Annotated in this window: 18 protein-coding genes; 17 read left to right on the top strand and 1 reads right to left on the bottom strand. The window is 36.8% G+C overall.

Annotated features, from left to right (window positions below):
• The first annotated feature begins 1 nt into the window (after position 1).
• The 6 genes from ABYK18_RS10790 to ABYK18_RS10765 all read left to right on the top strand — a co-directional run bounded on the left by ABYK18_RS10790 (position 2) and on the right by ABYK18_RS10765 (position 9,716).
• Positions 2-1,735, top strand: a complete 1,734-nt coding sequence (locus ABYK18_RS10790) for a nickel-dependent hydrogenase large subunit (RefSeq protein WP_373036684.1) — start codon at positions 2-4, stop codon at positions 1,733-1,735.
• 11 nt (positions 1,736-1,746) lie between these two features.
• Positions 1,747-2,448, top strand: coding sequence for a Ni/Fe-hydrogenase, b-type cytochrome subunit (gene cybH / locus ABYK18_RS10785; RefSeq protein WP_373036683.1), 702 nt, complete (start codon positions 1,747-1,749; stop codon positions 2,446-2,448).
• A 121-nt stretch (positions 2,449-2,569) separates the two neighbouring features.
• Positions 2,570-3,124 carry a HyaD/HybD family hydrogenase maturation endopeptidase gene (locus ABYK18_RS10780; protein ID WP_373036682.1) on the top strand — a complete coding sequence of 185 codons (555 nt, stop codon included), beginning with the start codon at positions 2,570-2,572 and terminating at the stop codon, positions 3,122-3,124.
• On the top strand, positions 3,115-4,788 hold the full coding sequence (locus ABYK18_RS10775) for a hydrogenase (protein ID WP_373036681.1): 1,674 nt from the start codon (positions 3,115-3,117) through the stop codon (positions 4,786-4,788). The genes ABYK18_RS10780 and ABYK18_RS10775 overlap by 10 nt, the downstream gene beginning before the upstream one ends.
• Complete coding sequence (gene hypF / locus ABYK18_RS10770; RefSeq protein ID WP_373036680.1) at positions 4,760-6,964, top strand: carbamoyltransferase HypF; 2,205 nt, start codon at positions 4,760-4,762, stop codon at positions 6,962-6,964. The genes ABYK18_RS10775 and hypF overlap by 29 nt, the downstream gene beginning before the upstream one ends.
• A gap of 46 nt (positions 6,965-7,010) precedes the next feature.
• A complete protein-coding gene (locus ABYK18_RS10765; RefSeq protein WP_373036679.1) occupies positions 7,011-9,716 on the top strand; it encodes an ABC transporter substrate-binding protein in 2,706 nt (901 codons plus the stop codon).
• Here the strand turns inward: ABYK18_RS10765 and ABYK18_RS10760 are convergent.
• Positions 9,701-10,366 carry a transposase gene (locus ABYK18_RS10760; protein WP_373036678.1) on the bottom strand — a complete coding sequence of 222 codons (666 nt, stop codon included), beginning with the start codon at positions 10,364-10,366 and terminating at the stop codon, positions 9,701-9,703. The two genes, ABYK18_RS10765 and ABYK18_RS10760, sit on opposite strands and share 16 nt — an antisense overlap.
• A 117-nt stretch (positions 10,367-10,483) precedes the next feature.
• On the opposite strand from ABYK18_RS10760, the gene ABYK18_RS10755 reads away from it, so the two are divergent.
• The 11 genes from ABYK18_RS10755 to rplU all read left to right on the top strand — a co-directional run bounded on the left by ABYK18_RS10755 (position 10,484) and on the right by rplU (position 18,682).
• The gene (locus tag ABYK18_RS10755) at positions 10,484-11,128 is read left to right on the top strand and encodes a hypothetical protein (protein WP_373036677.1); all 645 of its coding nucleotides are present in this window, start codon (positions 10,484-10,486) and stop codon (positions 11,126-11,128) included.
• A gap of 25 nt (positions 11,129-11,153) precedes the next feature.
• Positions 11,154-11,966: a hydrogenase nickel incorporation protein HypB gene (gene hypB, locus ABYK18_RS10750; protein ID WP_373036676.1), complete on the top strand. Its 813-nt coding sequence runs from the start codon at positions 11,154-11,156 to the stop codon at positions 11,964-11,966.
• Positions 11,966-12,256, top strand: coding sequence for a HypC/HybG/HupF family hydrogenase formation chaperone (locus ABYK18_RS10745; protein ID WP_373036675.1), 291 nt, complete (start codon positions 11,966-11,968; stop codon positions 12,254-12,256). Before hypB ends, ABYK18_RS10745 begins: the two co-directional genes overlap by 1 nt.
• Positions 12,256-13,398 (top strand): hydrogenase formation protein HypD, encoded by a 1,143-nt coding sequence (hypD, locus tag ABYK18_RS10740; RefSeq protein ID WP_373036674.1) that lies wholly within the window; start codon positions 12,256-12,258, stop codon positions 13,396-13,398. The genes ABYK18_RS10745 and hypD overlap by 1 nt, the downstream gene beginning before the upstream one ends.
• A 35-nt stretch (positions 13,399-13,433) precedes the next feature.
• Complete coding sequence (locus ABYK18_RS10735) at positions 13,434-13,664, top strand: VF530 family DNA-binding protein (RefSeq protein ID WP_373036673.1); 231 nt, start codon at positions 13,434-13,436, stop codon at positions 13,662-13,664.
• Between the two features lie 33 nt (positions 13,665-13,697).
• Positions 13,698-14,195, top strand: coding sequence for a histidine phosphatase family protein (locus ABYK18_RS10730; protein WP_373036672.1), 498 nt, complete (start codon positions 13,698-13,700; stop codon positions 14,193-14,195).
• An 88-nt stretch (positions 14,196-14,283) separates the two neighbouring features.
• Positions 14,284-15,303 carry an aldo/keto reductase gene (locus ABYK18_RS10725; protein ID WP_373036671.1) on the top strand — a complete coding sequence of 340 codons (1,020 nt, stop codon included), beginning with the start codon at positions 14,284-14,286 and terminating at the stop codon, positions 15,301-15,303.
• A 12-nt stretch (positions 15,304-15,315) separates the two neighbouring features.
• Positions 15,316-16,314 (top strand): hydrogenase expression/formation protein HypE, encoded by a 999-nt coding sequence (gene hypE, locus ABYK18_RS10720; protein WP_373036670.1) that lies wholly within the window; start codon positions 15,316-15,318, stop codon positions 16,312-16,314.
• 2 nt (positions 16,315-16,316) lie between these two features.
• Positions 16,317-17,963 (top strand): hydrogenase maturation protein, encoded by a 1,647-nt coding sequence (locus tag ABYK18_RS10715; RefSeq protein ID WP_373036669.1) that lies wholly within the window; start codon positions 16,317-16,319, stop codon positions 17,961-17,963.
• Positions 17,956-18,297, top strand: coding sequence for a hydrogenase/urease nickel incorporation protein HypA (gene hypA / locus ABYK18_RS10710; RefSeq protein ID WP_373036668.1), 342 nt, complete (start codon positions 17,956-17,958; stop codon positions 18,295-18,297). Before ABYK18_RS10715 ends, hypA begins: the two co-directional genes overlap by 8 nt.
• Before the next feature lie 76 nt (positions 18,298-18,373).
• Positions 18,374-18,682 carry a 50S ribosomal protein L21 gene (rplU, locus tag ABYK18_RS10705; protein ID WP_373036667.1) on the top strand — a complete coding sequence of 103 codons (309 nt, stop codon included), beginning with the start codon at positions 18,374-18,376 and terminating at the stop codon, positions 18,680-18,682.
• Positions 18,683-18,733: the final 51 nt, after the last annotated feature.

Genomic DNA, 18,733 nt, shown 5'->3' with positions numbered 1-18,733 from the left:
TATGTCAAAAAGAGTAATAGTAGATCCGATAACAAGAATAGAAGGACATTTAAGAGCCGAAGTTATTGTTGGTGATGATGGAATAGTTAAAGATGCTTTCGTATCTTCAACTTTATGGAGAGGACTTGAAGTAATCGCTAAAGGAAGAGATCCGAGAAACGTACCGCTTATGATGCAAAGAATCTGCGGTGTTTGTACATACTCTCACTATCTTAAAAGTACAATGGCGGTTGAAGATGCACTTGGAATCAAGATTCCTTACAATGCCGAACTTGTAAGATCGTTGATGAATGCAGCACTTTTCATTCATGACCATGTTGTTCACTTTTATCACCTTCACGGTGTTGACTGGGTTGATATTGTATCAGCACTTAGTGCAGACCCTGCAAAAGCAAGTAAATTAGCATTTAAATATTGTGACAATCCTGTAGGTACTGGTGAGAATGAACTTAAACTGGTAAAAGAGAAGATCGCTAAATTTGCTAAAAACCCTCAAGGACTCGGGCCGTTTGCAAATGCATACTGGGGACACGGAACATATAAATTGACTCCTGAGCAAAACCTGATCGCGCTTTCTCACTATTTGCAAGCACTTGAAATCCAAAGAACGGCTGCTCAACTTTTAGCTATCTTTGGCGGTAAAAATCCACATCCACAAAGTCTTGCGGTCGGTGGTGTTACTTGTGTTATGGATATCCTAAATCCTGCAAAAATGGGTGAGTACATGACTAAGTTCAAAGTACTTGCTAACTTTATTAACAATGCATATTACGCAGATATCGTTATGGCTGCTGAAATGTATAAAACTGAAGGTTCAGTTGTTAAACCTGCCGGTGTTAAAAACTTCATGGCTCATGAGGATTTCATTGTAGGACGCGGTGACAGACTTTTTGAAAGTGGAATCGTTTATGATGGAGACCTAAGTAAAGTTTTCGAAATCGATGAAGACTTAATTACAGAAGAGGCAACACACTCTTGGTACCAAAATGATAAAGCACTTCACCCGTATGACGGTGAGACTGAACCTAACTATACAGGTTTTGTAGATGGTGAAACTGTTGGTCCTGACGGTAAGATGATTCATTCTAAGCAGATTAATGAAAATGAAAAATACTCTTGGATTAAATCACCTAGATATGACGGAAAACCTATGGAAGTAGGACCTTTAGCATGTATGGTTGTAAGTTATGCAAAAGGTAATAAAAAAGTTCAAAAAGTTGTTAATGATTTCTTAAAAACGACAGGTCTTCCTGCAGCAGCTCTATTTACTACACTTGGTAGAACAGCGGCAAGAATGCTACAGGCAAAACTAATCGGTGACAATGCACTAATCGCATTTAACAATCTGATTGAGAACCTAAAAGTCGATCAAGAGACTTGTGCTACTTATACTATTGATAAAAACAAAGAGTATAAAGGCAGAGGTATCGGTGATGTTCCAAGAGGAATGTTAAGTCACTGGGTTAGAATCAAAAACGGTGTTGTTGAAAATTATCAAGCTGTTGTTCCATCAACTTGGAATGCGGGACCTATGGATGCTAACGGTCAAAAAGGACCATATGAAGCTGATTTGATTGGTCTTAAAATCGAGAATTTAACACAGCCATTAGAGATTATTAGAATTATTCACTCTTATGACCCTTGTATCGCATGTGCGGTTCACGTAATGGATACAAAAGGGAATAAACTGAGTGAATACAAACTAGATCCTATTTATGGTGGATGTAGCGTATAAAAGGAGAAGCTATGATTAGTGAAGCTAGTAACGATATCAAATTAGAACAAGAGATAGAACAAGAGCTGGAATTTTCATCTGCCTACAGATGGCAACATTGGATAAGAGCGGTGTCTATTGTTGTTTTAATGGTGACCGGATTTTATATAGCAGTTCCTTTTTTAACCCCTGCAGTAAATGCTGAACCTACAAATTTTATGCAGGCCTTGATGAGATCATGGCACATAATTTTTGGTTTTGTACTAATATCTGCGGTGATGTTTAAAAGTTATCTTTTTGTTTTTGGAAGAAAACATGAGATGGAAAGAGCGGCTTTTAAAGATATTTTAAATCCAAAAATTTGGATAAAACAAGTAGGTTATTACATGCTGATTGCAAAGCATCCAAAACTTAGCGGGGTTTACAACCCTCTTCAGTTTATGGCTTATGCAACTCTGTATATTATGTTGTTTGGTCTGATTATTACGGGACTTATTCTTTATGTTCATGTATATCATAACGGACTTGGAGCAGATCTTTACGATGTTATGAAAAGCATTGAAGTTATGCTAGGCGGACTTGCTGTAGTCCGTACTATTCATCACATACTCACATGGGGTGTGATTTTGTTTGTCGTAGGTCATATTTATATGGCTATATATAATGCCATCTTTGGAAAAGAAGGTGGAATGGACGCTATTTTTAGCGGTATGAAGTGGCATAAAAAACACTAGTTAAAAAGCAAGGTTTTCCTTGCTTTTTGTTAGAAAAAATAAGATTTTTACAAACAATCATTTTAGCCTCATAATGATTGTTTGTAAAATCTTATTGAAGATTTATATATAGAGGTGTGATATGAAAATATTAATACTAGGCATAGGAAATGTACTCTTTGGAGATGAAGGCATAGGTGTTCATCTGGCAAATTATCTCGATGAGAAATATAACTTTATATCTGATGAGCATACTGTAGATGTCATAGACGGCGGAACACTTGCTCAGATATTGATACCGATCATCACAGACTATGACAGAGTTTTGATTATAGACTGTGTAAATGTTGTAGATGGAGATATCGGAGATGTATACAGTTTTGACTTTGATGATGTTCCTGATTTTATAACTTGGGAAGGAAGTGCTCATGAAGTAGAGATGCTTCAAACCCTTCAAATGATAGAGATGCTTGGAGATTTACCGCCTGTAAAAATAGTAGGTGTGATTCCCTATGTAATCGGTGAAGATACAACTTTTACGATGACAAACGAAGTTATTGAAGCTAGTAAAACGATGGAACACTCTATCATCAATTATTTAAAAGAGTTGAATGTAGAGACAACTTTAAAAAATAGTGGTGCGATATTGCAAGAAGTTGCAAGAACATCATACTTAAGGGGTACACAATGGTATTAGAATTTTTATTTGAATATTCATCTTCGTCGTTAGTATATGACAAAGTATTGCTAAAAGCACTTGAAGGCTCAGAACTTGAGGGCAGACTTGTAAAGAGTGACACTGAAATAAAGTTATATGTAGAAGCAGAGGATAGTGATTTATTGGAGAAGTTTGCAAATGAGTTGTCTTTGGTATTGCCTCACTCAATCTTCTTGCGCAATACAGAAGTTAATGTCGTAGATGCTATGCCTGACAATGATTTTATTCTGCCTCAGGTAGACAAACCGGCTCTCTCTTTTTGTCCAAGCTGTCTCTCTGAAGTTTTAGATGAGTCAAGTGAGAATTACTATAACCCACATTGCGAGTGTGATGTCTGTGGATATGGTTCCAAAGGAAAAAGAGGAAACTATAAGAGCCTCTTTGAGCAGATAGCAAACACCATAAATAGCGGTATGAGCGTAAAAGTAAATACTTTTTACGGAGAGTATTATCTAGGTAAGCTGGATGCTAAGTGTAATGAAATCTCTTTTGATGTGTTAAGTTATGATCTGGCAACAATCTCAAAGTACACAAATGTAACAAAAAACGAGACTATTGCTTTGGGTGCGATAGAAAAACCTCTTATCGGCTTAAAAACAAACCTAAAGTTCAAGACGGATTTTGAAGGCGTAGAAGAAGAGTTATTAAGATTTAAACTTGCAGATGATTTTGTACTCTACTTAACTATGGTAGAGCTGCATAAACTAGGTGTAGATTGTGTTTTTATCACTAAAGGTGAGATGAAACACGAGAGTGAACTTCTCATAGCTGATTTTAAAGAGACTATGGAACCGATAGAGTGTGTTGTAAGCGAGAGAAACATAGTTATTCTCAGAGGAGATAAAGGTCTTCCGAATTTTGAACTTACAAATGAAGCAGTAATTCCATATATCGGAACTTTTAACTCCGTAATCAAGGAACATGATTTTAAAGAAAAGACTGTCGTCGGTTTGAATATGAGTAAAGACTACCATAACAACATACTTGTTTACGGTAAAAAATTTGGACTTATAGAGTACTTGTCTTTCAAGTCTGAGTATAGCTCTGTTGCTGAGATTTTTAAAGCAATAGCAGATACAAACGAGACAGGAATAAAGCTTCTTAAAAATTATAAAAATGAATATACTGATCTTTATGAAAAAGTTTCTCTTATAACATTTGATGAAAAAGAGTTAAATGTTTATAAACTCTGGGGAATTATTTCTATCATTTTAGGGTATAGTAATAACAAAGATATTTATAGTTCAGCAGAGAAGTTGGAAAACAATGCAAAATCTTTTTCAGGTTCCAAAGGTCCTAGAATAGATTACAAATTGCAAAATATTGACTCCAAAGTTTATCTGGATCCATTGATGGTAATCAGAACAGCGATGACTTTTAAACTTGCAGGAGTCGATAGTTTGTGTCTGTCATATGGAGTGGTTGAGAGTTTTGTTGAGTTCTTGTCGGGACAACTTGATGAGATAAAACAAAACATGAATAACGACGTAGTTGTTGCTACTGGTTCACTGCTTGGTAATAAACATTTATTCAGCAAGTTAGATAAAGAAGTCTCAGTAAACCATGAACTATATTTCAACAAAGAATTACCGGTGGATGGGATAAACATTAGATATGGCGGAAACGAATTACTCTACAGTTAAAAGATTCAGATTTAAGATATTTGGTCAGGTCCAAGGAGTTGGATTTCGTCCATTTGTTTACAAAATAGCAAATGAATTAAAACTTAACGGATTTGTAAAAAACAGTGAGAACGGTGTTGATCTGGAACTTGAAGGTAAAAGCCCTCAAATACAAGAGTTTATAAATATACTAAACTCGGACAGATTGCCTCCGCTGGCACGCATAGATAAAATAGAACAAATAGAGGTAGAAGCTCTTTATAGGGAACAGTTTGAAATAATACACTCGACACTAAATGTCAACAATGGCTCAAAAGTAGCATTGGTAATACCTGACATGGCTATCTGCAACGAATGTATTTTGGATGTTGACTCCCCTTATAAACCGAAATATTACGATTATTTTGCCACAACCTGCACAAATTGTGGCCCAAGATACAGTATTATTCAAACTGTTCCTTATGACAGAGAAAATACCTCTATGAGCACATTTGAAATGTGCGACTCATGTGAATCCGAGTACACAGACCCGCTAAACAGACGCTACCATGCACAACCTATCTCATGCAACAGTTGCGGACCGACATTATCTGACACCATAGAAAAAACGGCAAAATTTATAAAAGACGGAAAAATAGTTGCCATCAAAGGTCTCGGCGGTTTTCATATTATCTGCGATGCGACAAATGATGAGGTCATAAAGAGATTAAGACTACACAAAAACAGACCGACTAAACCGCTTGCGATTATGTGCAAGGATTTAGAACAGGTGAAACTTTTGGCATCTGCATCTGAGAAAGAAGAAGAACTTTTAGCATCTAAAGAAGCTCCGATAGTTATTTTAAAGAAGGCTCCAGATGCGAAGATAAAGATATCTGATGAAGTGGCTCCAAACATAGACAGGATAGGGTGCTTTTTGCCGTATACGGCGCTTCACCATCTTTTGTTTAAGCAACTCAAAAACCCAATAGTGGCGACAAGTGCGAACCTTGGAAGCGAGCCGATTATCATCAAAGCACGAGATATAAAAGAAAAACTCCCGTTTGTAGATTTTGTGCTTGATTTTGACAGAGATATAGTAAACGGTGTGGATGATTCTTTGGTTCAAGTTGTAGATGCAAAGATGCAGATTCTAAGGCTCGCTAGAGGATATGCTCCAAAGGTTATAAAGCTTTCGTTTAAGTCTGAGAAAAAAATCTTGGCAGTGGGGGCAAATGCTAAAAATGCAATCGCTTTTGTCATAGAAGACAGCATCATAATCTCTCCACACATAGGTGATTTGGGCTCACTAAAAGCCTTTGAGTTTTTTGAACGTACCATAGAGACTTTTAAAAAGTTTTATGACTTTGAACCTGATGTGATTGTCCACGATATGCATCCAAACTATGAGACTACAAAATGGGCAAAGAGACAAAACAAGCAGCTTGTAGAAGTACAGCATCACTTGGCACACATCTACGCTTGTAAGGCCGAGTTTGGTCTGAGTGGGGATTACTTAGGTTTTAGTTTTGACGGTACAGGTTATGGTAGTGATAAGAAACTTTGGGGTGGAGAGATATTTGTCGGTGATGAGAGAAAATACACTTTCAAACCGCTAAAACTTTTAGGTGGAGAAAAGGCTATAAAAGAGCCTCGCCGTGTTGCCCTTAGTATGCTTTTTGATAACTACTCACTTGATGAAGTTCTAAGTCTTGATTTGGATTTAGTAAAGTCATTTAAAGAGAGCGAGATTAAAATCTTGTATCAAAGCCACACTAAAAACCTAAATGCACCTCTAAGTTCTTCAGTCGGAAGACTCTTCGATGCAATGGCAAGTTTTTCAAGCCTGTTGCAGTTTCAAAGTTATGAGGGAGAGGCTGGACTAATCTGTGAGCAGAACTATAACCCAAAAGTAACAGATGCTTACGAGTACACAATAGTCGATGACATTATAGATATAGAGTTCGACTTTTTTGACAAAGAGTTAGTAACAAGATTTATAAACACACTTGCCCAGATAGTTATAGATGTATCAAAAAAAGAAAAGATGGAAGTAATACTCAGTGGCGGAGTATTTCAAAATAAAACACTTCTAGAACTTGTGGCATCTGGACTTAAGAGAGAAAATATACAACATTACTACCAGCAGGAAACACCTATTAATGATGGTGGAATAGCTTTGGGTCAGATATATTATTTGTTAAAATCTAATATATAATAAGGTATACTTTATTCATTGTAATCTTTATATTTAGGGTCTGAATTTGAAATCACTTCTGCTGTTAATAGCTGTTTTTTTAGTAGCGAGTATATCTGCTTTTGCAAATGATAAAGTGTCTTTGCAACTTCTTTGGAAACATCAGTTTGAATTTGCAGGTTTTTACATGGCTAAAGAGAAGGGCTTTTACACACAAGCCGGTCTAGATGTTGAAATCAAAGAGTTTAACTATGGTATAAACATTGTTGATGATGTGCTCTCAGGAGTCTCAGATGTCGGTGTAGGCCGTTCATCGTTGGTTCTAGAAAAGCTAAAAGGTAAAGATATAGTTCTCTTAAGTGCTATTTATCAAAGCTCTCCCTATGTGCTTATATCAAAGCAGCGTCCAGATTTGCTAAATATAGAAGACTTTAAAAATAAAAAAATCATGCTCTCAGATGATACGGCTTTGGTCGCTTCAATATTATCGATGATGAAAACAAAAGATATAAAACCTTCAGATTACACAGAAGTTCCCCATAGTTTTAACATAAACGATCTCGTACACGACAAAGTGGACCTGATGACTACATACTTGTCTAACGAACCGTTTCACATGATAGAAGCAGGTGCGGGTTTTAAAGTCTTTGATCCAAAGGATTACGGTTTTGATTTTTATGCTGATATTGTATTTACTTCAAAGAATTATTTAGATTCAAATCCTAAAAAGGTAGAGAACTTTCATAGTGCTACTTTAAAAGGCTGGGAGTACGCTTTTTCTCACATAGAAGAGAGCGTTGAAATAATATTTAAAAAATACAATTCTCAAAATAAAAGTAAAGAAGCATTGTTTTATGAGGCAAATATACTTAAAGAGTTGGCATATAAAGGAGAAGCCAAGTTTGGTAATATAAACGAAGTCAGAATACAGGAGATAGCAAACATATATAAACTGCTTGGATTTACAAACAAGTCAGATACCTATTTAAGCGGTTTGATCTATGAGCCTTATGACTTATTTAATATATTAAAGAAAATATTCACTCTGAAACTTATACTAAGTGTTACAGGGATCATTTTATTTATCTATTTAATGAGTATATATAAGCAGTACATTTTAAAAATAGAGAATAAAAATTTAGAAAAAATTGTAAATGAAAAAACTAAAGAACTGCAAAAATACAACGAAAAATTAGAAAAACAGAAAGAACTATATGATTTGGTTTTTGAAAAAGCATCAGGCGGTGTTTTATTGATAGATCCAAAAAATAATAAATTCATCGAGTGTAATGACCAAGTTGTAGAATTGTTGAATGCAAAATCCAAAGAGGATGTTCTAAACAGGCATCCATCTGAACTCTCACCTGAGTTTCAGCCTGACGGGCAGAGAAGTGATGAAAAGGCAGATGCAGTTATAAAGCTTGCAATGGAGCTAGGCACATATTCTTTTGAATGGCTGCACAAAAGAGTCACAGGAGAAGAGTTTTGGGCGGAGATTATTTTAACAAAAATAGCAATTGACACGAATGATATGCTTTATGTTACATGGAAAGATATAAATGAAAAAAAACAGGTACAGCAGGAACTTCAAAAGAGCAAAAACACACTTCAACTTTTAAACGAAAACCTTGAAGAGAAGATAAAAGAGAGAACTCGAGAATTAGAAAATGCACTCAATGTAAAGTCTAACTTTTTAGCAAATATGTCACATGAGATACGTACCCCGTTAAACGGTATCGTCGGCTTTGTTGATATTTTATATAAAAACGAAACAGATGATGCTAAAAAAGATAAACTCCAAATTATAAAAAAATCTAGTGACTTACTACTATCAATCATAAACGATATCCTCGATTTCTCTAAGATAGAGAGCAAAAAGCTGCTTATTGAAAGTGTGCCCATAGATACAATAGAGATATTTAAACATATAACAGAACTCTTTTTTGATAATGCAAAAGAGAAAGAAATCTGTATAGTTTTAAATATAGATAAAGACCTGCCTAAAAAGACACTCGGAGATGCTACCAGGTTGAAGCAAGTGTTTTCAAACATATTGAGCAATGCGATAAAATTTGCCAATGAAGGGACAAATATAGTTGTAAATGTTAAATATCTAAGTGATTCAAACAAACTCTATTGTGAAGTCATTGATAGCGGAATAGGGATAGAACCAAGTAGGATAGAATTTATATATAATTCGTTTGAGCAAGCTGACAGCAGTGTAAGCAGGAGTTATGGCGGTACAGGCTTGGGACTTGCCATATCAAAGACTTTAGTCGAACTGATGGGCGGAAATATAGGTGTAGAAAGTGAGTTGGGAGTCGGAAGCAAGTTCTACTTTACTGTAGCTCTGCATGAAGTGATCCCAGACATAACAGCTAAGCCATACGTTAGTGAGCAAAACAAAAAATTAAGTGCTAAGGTGTTGATAGTCGAAGATAATAAAACAAACCAGTTGCTGCTTGAGTTACTGCTTGAAGAGTTAAATCTTGATAGCGATATTGCCAATGACGGTATCGAAGCCATAGAAATGCTCAAGACAAATAGATATGACTTGGTTTTAATGGATGAGAATATGCCAAATATGAGTGGTTTGGAAGCAACCAGGGTTATAAGAACCACGAAATATGGGAAGGATGTACCAATTATCGCAGTGACAGCTAACGCACTTAAGGATGATAAAAATAAGTTTATTCAAAATGGAATGAATGATTATTTGTCTAAGCCTATAGACGTTAAAAAATTTAAGCAGATTCTTTATAGATATTTATAAAGAAAACTTTTTAATATCAATATTTGATCTTCTTGTGAGTTGTTAAACTTAAATTCTATCTCTTTTAGGTAGTAAAAAAAGTTTTTATCTCTGATGCCTTTGTACTTTAAAATCTCCTGCTCAAAAAAAATCCAAAACTTAGTTATGAGATTTTCTCTCTTTTGAGTCTTTGAGATTTTATTTAGCATCATGAACTTTGAAAACTCTTTGAAGTGGGCTTCCTGCGCTCCCGAGTCTAAAAACTCGTTTTTATATCTGTTTAGATTTGGCATCAGCATATTGTAGATTTTATCTTCATAGTGGAATGTTAAAAAGTTTTGGGCATCAAAGATGTTTTCTTTTACTTTCTTTTTGCTCTGGTTGAGATAAATATACTCGTCATATTCAAGCACGTCTTTTCCTTGGTAAGCATCTTCTAAAAAGTTTGCTATCAGCCCTCGAAAAAGTTCAAATCTTGTTTTGACCGTAAGATAATTTATGCCTAAATAATCGGCACTCTGATTGGCTGTCATGCTTTTGCAAAAGCACTCTATAAGCTCAAAATCTCTTTTGATTTTCTGCGGTGAGAACTTTTTTTTACAGGCAGAACACTTGAGTTGTCCTGATTTTAGTTCGTATAATTTTTTATTATTGCAATAAATACAGTTCATATATGAATTTTAGCATAATTTAGTCCCAAAAACATATAAGAAAACAAGTAATTAACTTTAGATTAAAATTAAAAAATGTAATATAGTGAATACGTATTCATAAAAAGGATTTTGCTTATGGAAAATTTAGGGTTACTACTTATTTTCTGGTATGGTATTTTACATGCATTTGGACCGGATCACCTAACGGCAATAGCTGATTTTTCTATCGGTAAGAGTAAAAAGAAGACTATGACAATTACGGCTTTGTTCGCTGTCGGTCACGGGCTTACCCTTTTTATATTTGCAAAGATTTTAGACACTTACAACATAAGTGAGTCTCTTTTAGGTTATGGAGATATTATCTCTGCATCTGTGATACTGGCTATGGGAGTTTACCTGCTGTTTATGGTTTTTGATGACCGTATTCAACTAAAAAAACACAATCACCACGGAAAAGAGCATATACATATCTGGTTTGGAAAAAATCACGAGCATGATAACAACAGCGATACGGCTTCGGCATTTACAGTCGGAGCACTGATGGGTATAGGCGGAGTCAGAGGGATGCTTGTAACTCTTGGCATGGTTGAGGCCAACAGTGTTAACATGACTATGGTATTTGCATTTTCTTTGGGTGTTATGGTCATCTTCGTAGGTTTTGGTAGTGTGATATTGTATATCAACAAAAATCTATTAAACTCAAAACAAAATTTAAAAAGAGTGTTTGCAACTGCTGGAGTAATTTCAATAGTTGTAGGCTCAAATATGCTTTTGGCATAGATAAAACAATAAAGGAATATATATTATGTGTAAAGATTGCGGTTGTAGTATAACAGATAGCGTGGGACATTCTCACGGACATAGTCATTCTCACGGAGATAAGAGCCATACTCATGAACACTTTCACGGAAGTTCTCACGAGCATCAAGATGCACATCAGCATCTACATGATAACCCACAGCTCAATGATCCAAAGACTATCTCTATCATAACAAAGATTTTAGATAAAAACGATCATGAAGCTCATCACAACAGAGAACATTTTAACTCTCACGGTGTACTTAGCATTAACCTTATGAGTAGCCCGGGAAGTGGGAAAACAACACTTCTTGAATACTTGGCAGATGTGGTTGACTTTGAGTTTGGTGTAGTCGAGGGTGATTTAGAGACAAGCAGAGATGCCGATAGACTAAAAGCCAAAGGCATACCTGCTCATCAGATTCAAACAGGTTCGGCTTGTCATCTGGATGCCTTTATGGTTCACAAGGCTCTTCATCATATGGACTTAGATAACCTTGATGTGTGTTTTGTGGAAAATGTAGGTAACCTTGTTTGTCCTGCATCTTACGATGTTGGAAGTCACTTAAATATTGTTCTCGTTTCAGTTCCAGAAGGTGAAGACAAGATAGCAAAATATCCTGTTATGTTTCGTCAGGCAGATTTGATTTTATTTACAAAAGTGGATTTGCTTCCGTACTTTGAATATGACATTGAAAAAGAAAAAGCAGATGCAAGAAAGATAAAACCAAACGTTGACATACTCGAAGTCAGCACAAAAGATGAAGAGAGCTTGAAAAAAGTGGCATCTTGGATTAAATTTAAAATGGGGATGAGATAATGTGTTTATCAATACCGTCGAAAGTAGTTAAGATAGATAAAGAACAAAACATAGCGACAGTTGATACCATGGGTGTTCAACGAGATGCAAGCTTAGACCTTATGGCTGATGGTGAAGTCTCTATCGGCGACTATGTACTTCTTCACATCGGTTTTATTATGAACAAGATAGATGAAGAAGATGCACTCCTTAGCATTGAGACCTATAAAGAAATCATCGAGGCGATGAATGAAGAGGATAGGCAAAGGGCGATTTTAGAGGACGATGAGTGTCCAAACAGAGGTGCGTAATGGAGTTGGAACTTAAAAATCTTTATGATGACTTTAGAGACGGTGATACTATAAAAGCATATGCTAAAATCATCAACGAAGATGCAAAAAAACTGAAAAACCCCATAAACATCATGGAAGTATGCGGTGGTCATACTCATACTATCATGAAGTTTGGCATCCCTCAGCTTCTGCCTGATAACATCAAGTTTGTCCACGGTCCTGGTTGTCCTGTTTGTATTATGCCAAAAGAGAGAATAGATCATGCCTATGTTCTTAGCATGCAAGAAAAAGTCATCTTGGTGACTCTTGGGGATATGATAAAAGTACCGGGAAGCAACGGAAGCCTTCAAGATGCAAGAAGTAAAGGTGCGGATGTTCGTTTTGTATACTCTCCTATGGAGTGCTTAAAGATTGCAAAAGAAAATCCAGATGCAAATGTAATCTTTTTTGCCATCGGTTTTGAGACTACAACGCCAATGACGTCAGCCCTGCTGGATGCGGTAATAAAACAAGATATAAAAAATATCTTTTTTCACATAAACCATGTAACGGTCCCTGAGGTTATGAAAGAGCTTATAGATTCCAGAGATGAACATGTTGACAGTTATAACAACAGAATTGATGCATTTCTCGGGCCGTCGCATGTAAGCGTGATAAGCGGAAGTAAAATTTATGAAGAGTTTCCAAGAGACTATAACCGTCCGGTAGTCGTGACCGGTTTTGAGCCTGTTGATGTGATGCAGGGAATCAGTATGATTCTCAAGCAGTTCATCGAAGACAGATGCGAGCTTGAAATAGAGTACAAAAGACTTGTTACCTATGATGGAAACAAAACAGCTCAAAAACTTGTAGAGAAGTACTTTGAAAAAGCTGACCTTTTTAAGTGGAGAGGTTTAGGAAATATCCCAAAAAGCGGACTGAGACTAAAAGCTGAATTTGCCCGCTACGATGCGGAGGTAATATACAAAGACTCCCTTCCGCTAGAGGAGATAGAAGACCATAAACTCTGCATCTGCGGGGATATACTAAGAGGTATGGCAAATCCTCCTGAGTGTACTATCTTTGGAACCGCATGTAAACCGACAAGCCCGATAGGAAGCTGTATGGTAAGTAGTGAAGGTGCTTGTGCCGCGTACTATAAGTATGGGAATCTGATATAATTATTAAAAATTAAATCAGATTTCAAGGGAATTTTATGAGCGAAGAAGAAAAAAACAAGAACAATCCACTGCACGGTGTTAAGTTAAAAGATATCTTGGAGGCTCTTGTTAAGCATTATGGTTGGAAAAAACTGGGAAAGCTCATAGAGATTAGATGTTTCTTGTTTGACCCTACCATCAACTCAAGTCTGAAGTTTTTAAGAAAAACTCCATGGGCGAGAGAAAAAGTTGAAGAGTTATATTTGGAAATGGTAGGTGCTAAGTGATAAGAATTAAAGTTCAATGCAGGGAGGCACTAAATGCCGAGTCGTAAGAGATTGTTTATAATAAGACATGCAAAGTCAAGTTGGAAAGATTCAAAACTAAGTGATTTTGAGAGACCTCTAAACAAAAGAGGAAAAGCAAATGCTCCTGAAATGGGAAGAAGGCTTAGAAAGAGACATATTGTTCCTGATATGTTTGTATCTAGTCCTGCATTAAGAGCAAAGACAACAGCAGAGATTATCGCTAAGAAAGTCAGATACTCTAAAGAGATTGTATATGAAGATGATATTTACGCATCTAGTGAGATAGTAATTGACAAGATAATAAAAAAAGTCGATGATAAGCATAGAACGCTGTTTTTACTAGGGCATAACCCAGATTTAAACATGTTTGTCGAAGATTATGTGGACTTCGATGAGAACATAGTTACATGTGGGGTTGTTGAGATAAAGTTTAACTGTAAAAGCTGGAAAGACATCAGTAGAAAAAATGCGAAACTGATATCGTTTGATTATCCAAAGAAGTCAAAATGACTTCTCTCGCCAAAGGCGTAGCTTTAGTGACTAAATATAATCGGGACTTGTTCAGGTTATATGATATTTAATAATAGAAGGGGCAGAAATGAACTACAGATACATAGGAAAAACAGGACTCAGAGTTACTCCGATTTGTTTGGGGACCATGGGCTTTGGAAGCTGGAGTGACGAGCATGAATCTTTTAAAATCATGAATAAAGCTTACGAGAGAGGTATAAATTTTTTCGATACCGCCGAGCTTTACCCAGTTCCTCCAAAAGAGGTTTACGCAGGTGAAACAGAGATTATCATCGGCAGGTGGCTAAAGAATAAGAAAAGAGATTCTCTTATCATAGCATCTAAGGTTGCAGGAGCTGCAAACGGCTGGTTTGTTCCTCCTATTCGTAACGGTTTTACTGCCGTTGACAAGTTTCATATCAAAAGTGCCGTAGAGGGAAGTCTAAAAAGACTTCAAACTGACTACATAGACTTATATCAGATGCACTGGCCGGATTCTGTCGTGCCTATAGAAGAGTCACTAAGAGCATTTGAGGAGCTTGTAAAAGAGGGAAAAGTTAGATATCTTGGAACTTCAAACGACACTGCTTACGGACTGACAAAAGCAAATGAGACTTCTAAAAGACTGGGCATCCCAAGATTTGAGTCTATCCAAAACAACTTCTCTTTGAACAACCCTAGGTTTCTGGATGAGTTGGCTCATGTATGTGAAAAAGAGCAGATTTCGCTTCTTCCGTATTCGCCTATCGGAGGTGGAGTTCTCAGCGGTAAATATAACGGAGATTTTTATCCTGAAAATGCCAGATTTTCCGAGTACTTAAAGAGCGATAACATACGCATCAAAGCACAGGGAACAAGATTTGTAAACGAGAAGACTTTGGCAGCAACAGCAAAATATATGGAAATAGCGCAAGGACTCGGCATTTCTCCCGTTACCTTGGCCGTAGCATATTCAAAACAGTTCAAGTTCGTAGCATCTACTATAATTGGAGCTAGAACAACTCAACAACTCGACGACTCATTTGCCGCTATGGATTTAGAACTCAGCGATGAAGTGATGCAAGAGATTAAAAAAATACAATTAGACATTATGTATCCGATGGGATAACGAGGAATTTTTATGAACAAGACAATTACACTCGCTCAAGGTAACGGAGGACAAGAAAACAACGAACTGATTTCAAAAGTGTTTTATAAAGCCTTTGCCAATGAGATTTTACAAAAGAGTGAAGATGCGGCTATTATCCACGGTGGTGAACTAGCGTTCTCTACCGACAGTTTTACAGTAAGCCCACTCTTTTTTCCCGGAGCCGATATAGGTAAACTGGCAGTTTGTGGGACATGTAATGACCTTGCTATGATGGGCGCACAACCAAAGTACTTGACTTGCAGTGTTATCATTGAAGAGGGCTTTCCTCTAAGAGACTTGGAGAAGATAGTTCGCAGTATGAAGCGTGAGCTTGAAGTAAACGGTGCTATGGTCGTAAGCGGCGATACAAAAGTAGTACCACGTGGCAGTGTCGATAAGATTTTCATAAATACGACAGGTGTAGGTGAGGTGCTTAAAAAAGGCATCAGCTCAAACAACATAAGTGTGGATGATGTTATTTTGGTAAACCGCGACATCGGTTGTCACGGTGCTACCATCTTTGCAGCTCGCGAAGACATAGATATGAGCAGTTCTCTTCAAAGTGATTGTGCTTCACTATTTCCACAGGTAAAAGCTCTGCTGGATGCAGAGATAAAGATAACGGCTCTTAGAGATGCAACAAGAGGCGGTGTAAGTGCAGTGCTAAATGAGTGGTCAAAACAGTCAAATGTTTGTATAGAGGTGGAAGAAGAGAAGATTCCTGTAAGCGATGAGGTAAACGGCATCTGTGAGATGCTTGGCTTTGAAGCGGCTGCTCTTGCAAATGAGGGAACTTTTGTTTTGGCTATACATAAAGATGATGCACAGAGAGCTGTAGAGATTTTAAAAACATTTGAGAACTGTTCGCAGGCGACTATTATAGGAAAAGTCACAGATTTACATCTTCAAAAAGTTATACTCAACAGTAGCTGGGGTACGAAAAGATTTTTAGATACTCCAAGCGGTGAACTGCTTCCTCGCATCTGCTAAATATGAAAATCCTTCTAATCGTCTCGGCATTTAACTCTCTTACGCAGAGAGTCTTTTGTTTCCTTCAGGATATGGGATATACCGTCTCGGTAGAGTTTGCCATAAATGATAAGGAGATGCTAGAAGCGGTAGAGAATTTCAAACCAGACATTGTTTTTTCTCCGTATCTCAAGAAGTTTATTCCTAAAGAGATATTTTTAAACGTACCGACTTTTATCTTGCATCCTGGCATCAGAGGTGACAGAGGGCATAATGCACTTGACCATGCCATCAAAGATGAGAAAAAAGAGTGGGGAGTTGTGATTTTAAGAGCAAACGAAGAGTTTGACGGGGGCGAGATATATAGCGAAGTAAGGTTTCTTATGCGAGATGCGTCTAAGGCTTCTATATATAGAGTAGAAGTCGCAGATGCAACCATAAAAGCCATGAGAGAACTTTTTGTGAATCTTGAAGATGAGAACTTCAAACCTACTCCTCAGCTTCAAACTCCGATGCACAAATACTTGACGCAAGAAGACAGAGCAATAGAATGGGAAAAAGACACTACAAAAGAGATAATGAGAAAAATCAGATTCAGTGACAGTTATCCCGGTGTCAAAGACGAGTTTTTCGGTATAGAGTGTTATCTCTTTGGTGTGTGGGAAGAAGAGAGACTAAGAGGAAAACCAAAAGAAGTTCTTGCAAAGAGAGACGGTGCTATATGCGTGGGAACTATTGACGGAGCTATCTGGATTAGCCATCTCACGGAAGTCGGAAAGTTCAAGCTTCAAAGCACCTATGTTTTAAAAGACAAGATAAAAGGGGTAAAAGAGCTTAGGCTTCCTCTTATCTTTGATATGACATACAAGACATTTTATGAGATAGGTTCTCATTGTGATGGTGATGTGGCGTATCTGTGTTTTAACTTTCATAACGGGGCTATGACATCCGAGCAGTGCATCAGACTAAAGTATGCCTTAGACTATATAAAAGAGAGTGCTAAAGTGATCGTACTAATAGGTGCTGAGGAGTTCTTCTCAAACGGCATCCATCTAAATGTACTAGAAGACTCTAAAAAGCAAGGAGAAGACGGCTGGAGTAATATCAACGCTATGAATGATGTTGTGAAGTCTATCATATTCTCAGATGAGGTTATCACCGTAGCATCTCTGCATAAAAATGCAGGTGCGGGAGGAGTCTTTTTGGCTTTGGCTTGTGACTATGTCATAGCTTCAGATGCTACAGTTTTAAATCCTCACTACAAGACCATGGGACTCAGCGGAAGCGAGTATCATACTTACAGCCTGCCTAAAAGAGTAGGCGAAGAAAAAGCAAAGAAACTTCTTGAAGCTTGTCTGCCTCTTAGTGCCGACAAAGCAAAAGAGATAGGAATGGTCGATGAGGTTTTTGCCAAAGAGAATTATTTTGATGATTTGAGAAGCTTTGCGACATCTCTAATCGAGGATGAAGAGAAGTACGATGACTTCATATATGATAAGCAAGATTATCTGCAGGAGAACAAAGAATATATAAACGAATGCAAAGAAGAAGAGCTCAAAGTCATGCATCCTGAGTTTTGGAATGAGAAGAGCGAGTTTCATCTTTTAAGACATGAGTTTGTATATAAAGTATGCCCAATCAAAACACCACAAAGGTTAAAGAATGCATGAATATAGTATAGTACAGTCATTACTAGATAGTTGTGAAGAAAATGCAAGAGCAAATGATGCTTCTAAAGTTATGAAAGTAGTAGTAAAAATAGGCGTGATGAGCGGAGTAGAACCTGATCTTTTAAAGACGGCATTCGATACCTTCAAAGAGAAGACTATGTGCGAAGAAGCCGAGTTTGTCATCAACATACAAAGTGTCGTAGTAAAGTGCAATGAATGTCAAAAAGAATCCACGCTAAAAGAGCTTGAATATACTTGTCCAAGCTGTAAAAGTTCAGATTTGCAGATAATTGATGGTGAAGATATGTACTTAATGCAATTGGAACTAAACTAAATAAACTTGATTAAATAAAACTTAAAGCTTGGTTGGGTATAATTCCGCACTTTTATAAAGATTCAAGGAATTGTATATGTACGCAATTATCAAAAACGGTGGTAAGCAGTATAAAGTTCAAGAGGGTGATATTTTACTATTAGATAAAATGTCTCTTGAGCCAAAAGCTACTATCGAGATTAATGAAGTTCTAGCTGTAAATGCTGGTGAACTTAAAATGGGAGCTCCATTCGTGGATGGTGCTATTGTTACTGCTGAAGTAATTAATGAAGGTCGTGACAAAAAAGTTATTACATTCAAAAAACGTCGTCGTAAAGACAGTAAAGTTAAAAGAGGTTTCAGAAGAGACTTCACTCGTGTTCGTATCACGAAAATAGCTGCTTAATAGCATAAACTAAGGAGATTTCAGATGGCACATAAGAAAGGTCAAGGTAGT

The sequence above is a fragment of the Sulfurimonas sp. genome, assembly GCF_041563495.1.
In the GTDB taxonomy this organism is placed as follows: domain Bacteria; phylum Campylobacterota; class Campylobacteria; order Campylobacterales; family Sulfurimonadaceae; genus Sulfurimonas.
The sequence above is the reverse complement of the archived record's forward strand: the minus strand, read 5'-3'. Positions and strand labels throughout refer to the sequence as shown.

Coding starts and splice junctions, on each gene's coding strand:
- ABYK18_RS10790 (WP_373036684.1), top strand. CDS start 2: ATGTCAAAAAGAGTAATAGTAGATCCGATAACAAGAATAGAAGGACAT.
- cybH (WP_373036683.1), top strand. CDS start 1,747: ATGATTAGTGAAGCTAGTAACGATATCAAATTAGAACAAGAGATAGAA.
- ABYK18_RS10780 (WP_373036682.1), top strand. CDS start 2,570: ATGAAAATATTAATACTAGGCATAGGAAATGTACTCTTTGGAGATGAA.
- ABYK18_RS10775 (WP_373036681.1), top strand. CDS start 3,115: ATGGTATTAGAATTTTTATTTGAATATTCATCTTCGTCGTTAGTATAT.
- hypF (WP_373036680.1), top strand. CDS start 4,760: ATGGCGGAAACGAATTACTCTACAGTTAAAAGATTCAGATTTAAGATA.
- ABYK18_RS10760 (WP_373036678.1), bottom strand. CDS start 10,366: ATGAACTGTATTTATTGCAATAATAAAAAATTATACGAACTAAAATCA.
- ABYK18_RS10755 (WP_373036677.1), top strand. CDS start 10,484: ATGGAAAATTTAGGGTTACTACTTATTTTCTGGTATGGTATTTTACAT.
- hypB (WP_373036676.1), top strand. CDS start 11,154: ATGTGTAAAGATTGCGGTTGTAGTATAACAGATAGCGTGGGACATTCT.
- ABYK18_RS10745 (WP_373036675.1), top strand. CDS start 11,966: ATGTGTTTATCAATACCGTCGAAAGTAGTTAAGATAGATAAAGAACAA.
- hypD (WP_373036674.1), top strand. CDS start 12,256: ATGGAGTTGGAACTTAAAAATCTTTATGATGACTTTAGAGACGGTGAT.
- ABYK18_RS10735 (WP_373036673.1), top strand. CDS start 13,434: ATGAGCGAAGAAGAAAAAAACAAGAACAATCCACTGCACGGTGTTAAG.
- ABYK18_RS10730 (WP_373036672.1), top strand. CDS start 13,698: ATGCCGAGTCGTAAGAGATTGTTTATAATAAGACATGCAAAGTCAAGT.
- ABYK18_RS10725 (WP_373036671.1), top strand. CDS start 14,284: ATGAACTACAGATACATAGGAAAAACAGGACTCAGAGTTACTCCGATT.
- hypE (WP_373036670.1), top strand. CDS start 15,316: ATGAACAAGACAATTACACTCGCTCAAGGTAACGGAGGACAAGAAAAC.
- ABYK18_RS10715 (WP_373036669.1), top strand. CDS start 16,317: ATGAAAATCCTTCTAATCGTCTCGGCATTTAACTCTCTTACGCAGAGA.
- hypA (WP_373036668.1), top strand. CDS start 17,956: ATGCATGAATATAGTATAGTACAGTCATTACTAGATAGTTGTGAAGAA.
- rplU (WP_373036667.1), top strand. CDS start 18,374: ATGTACGCAATTATCAAAAACGGTGGTAAGCAGTATAAAGTTCAAGAG.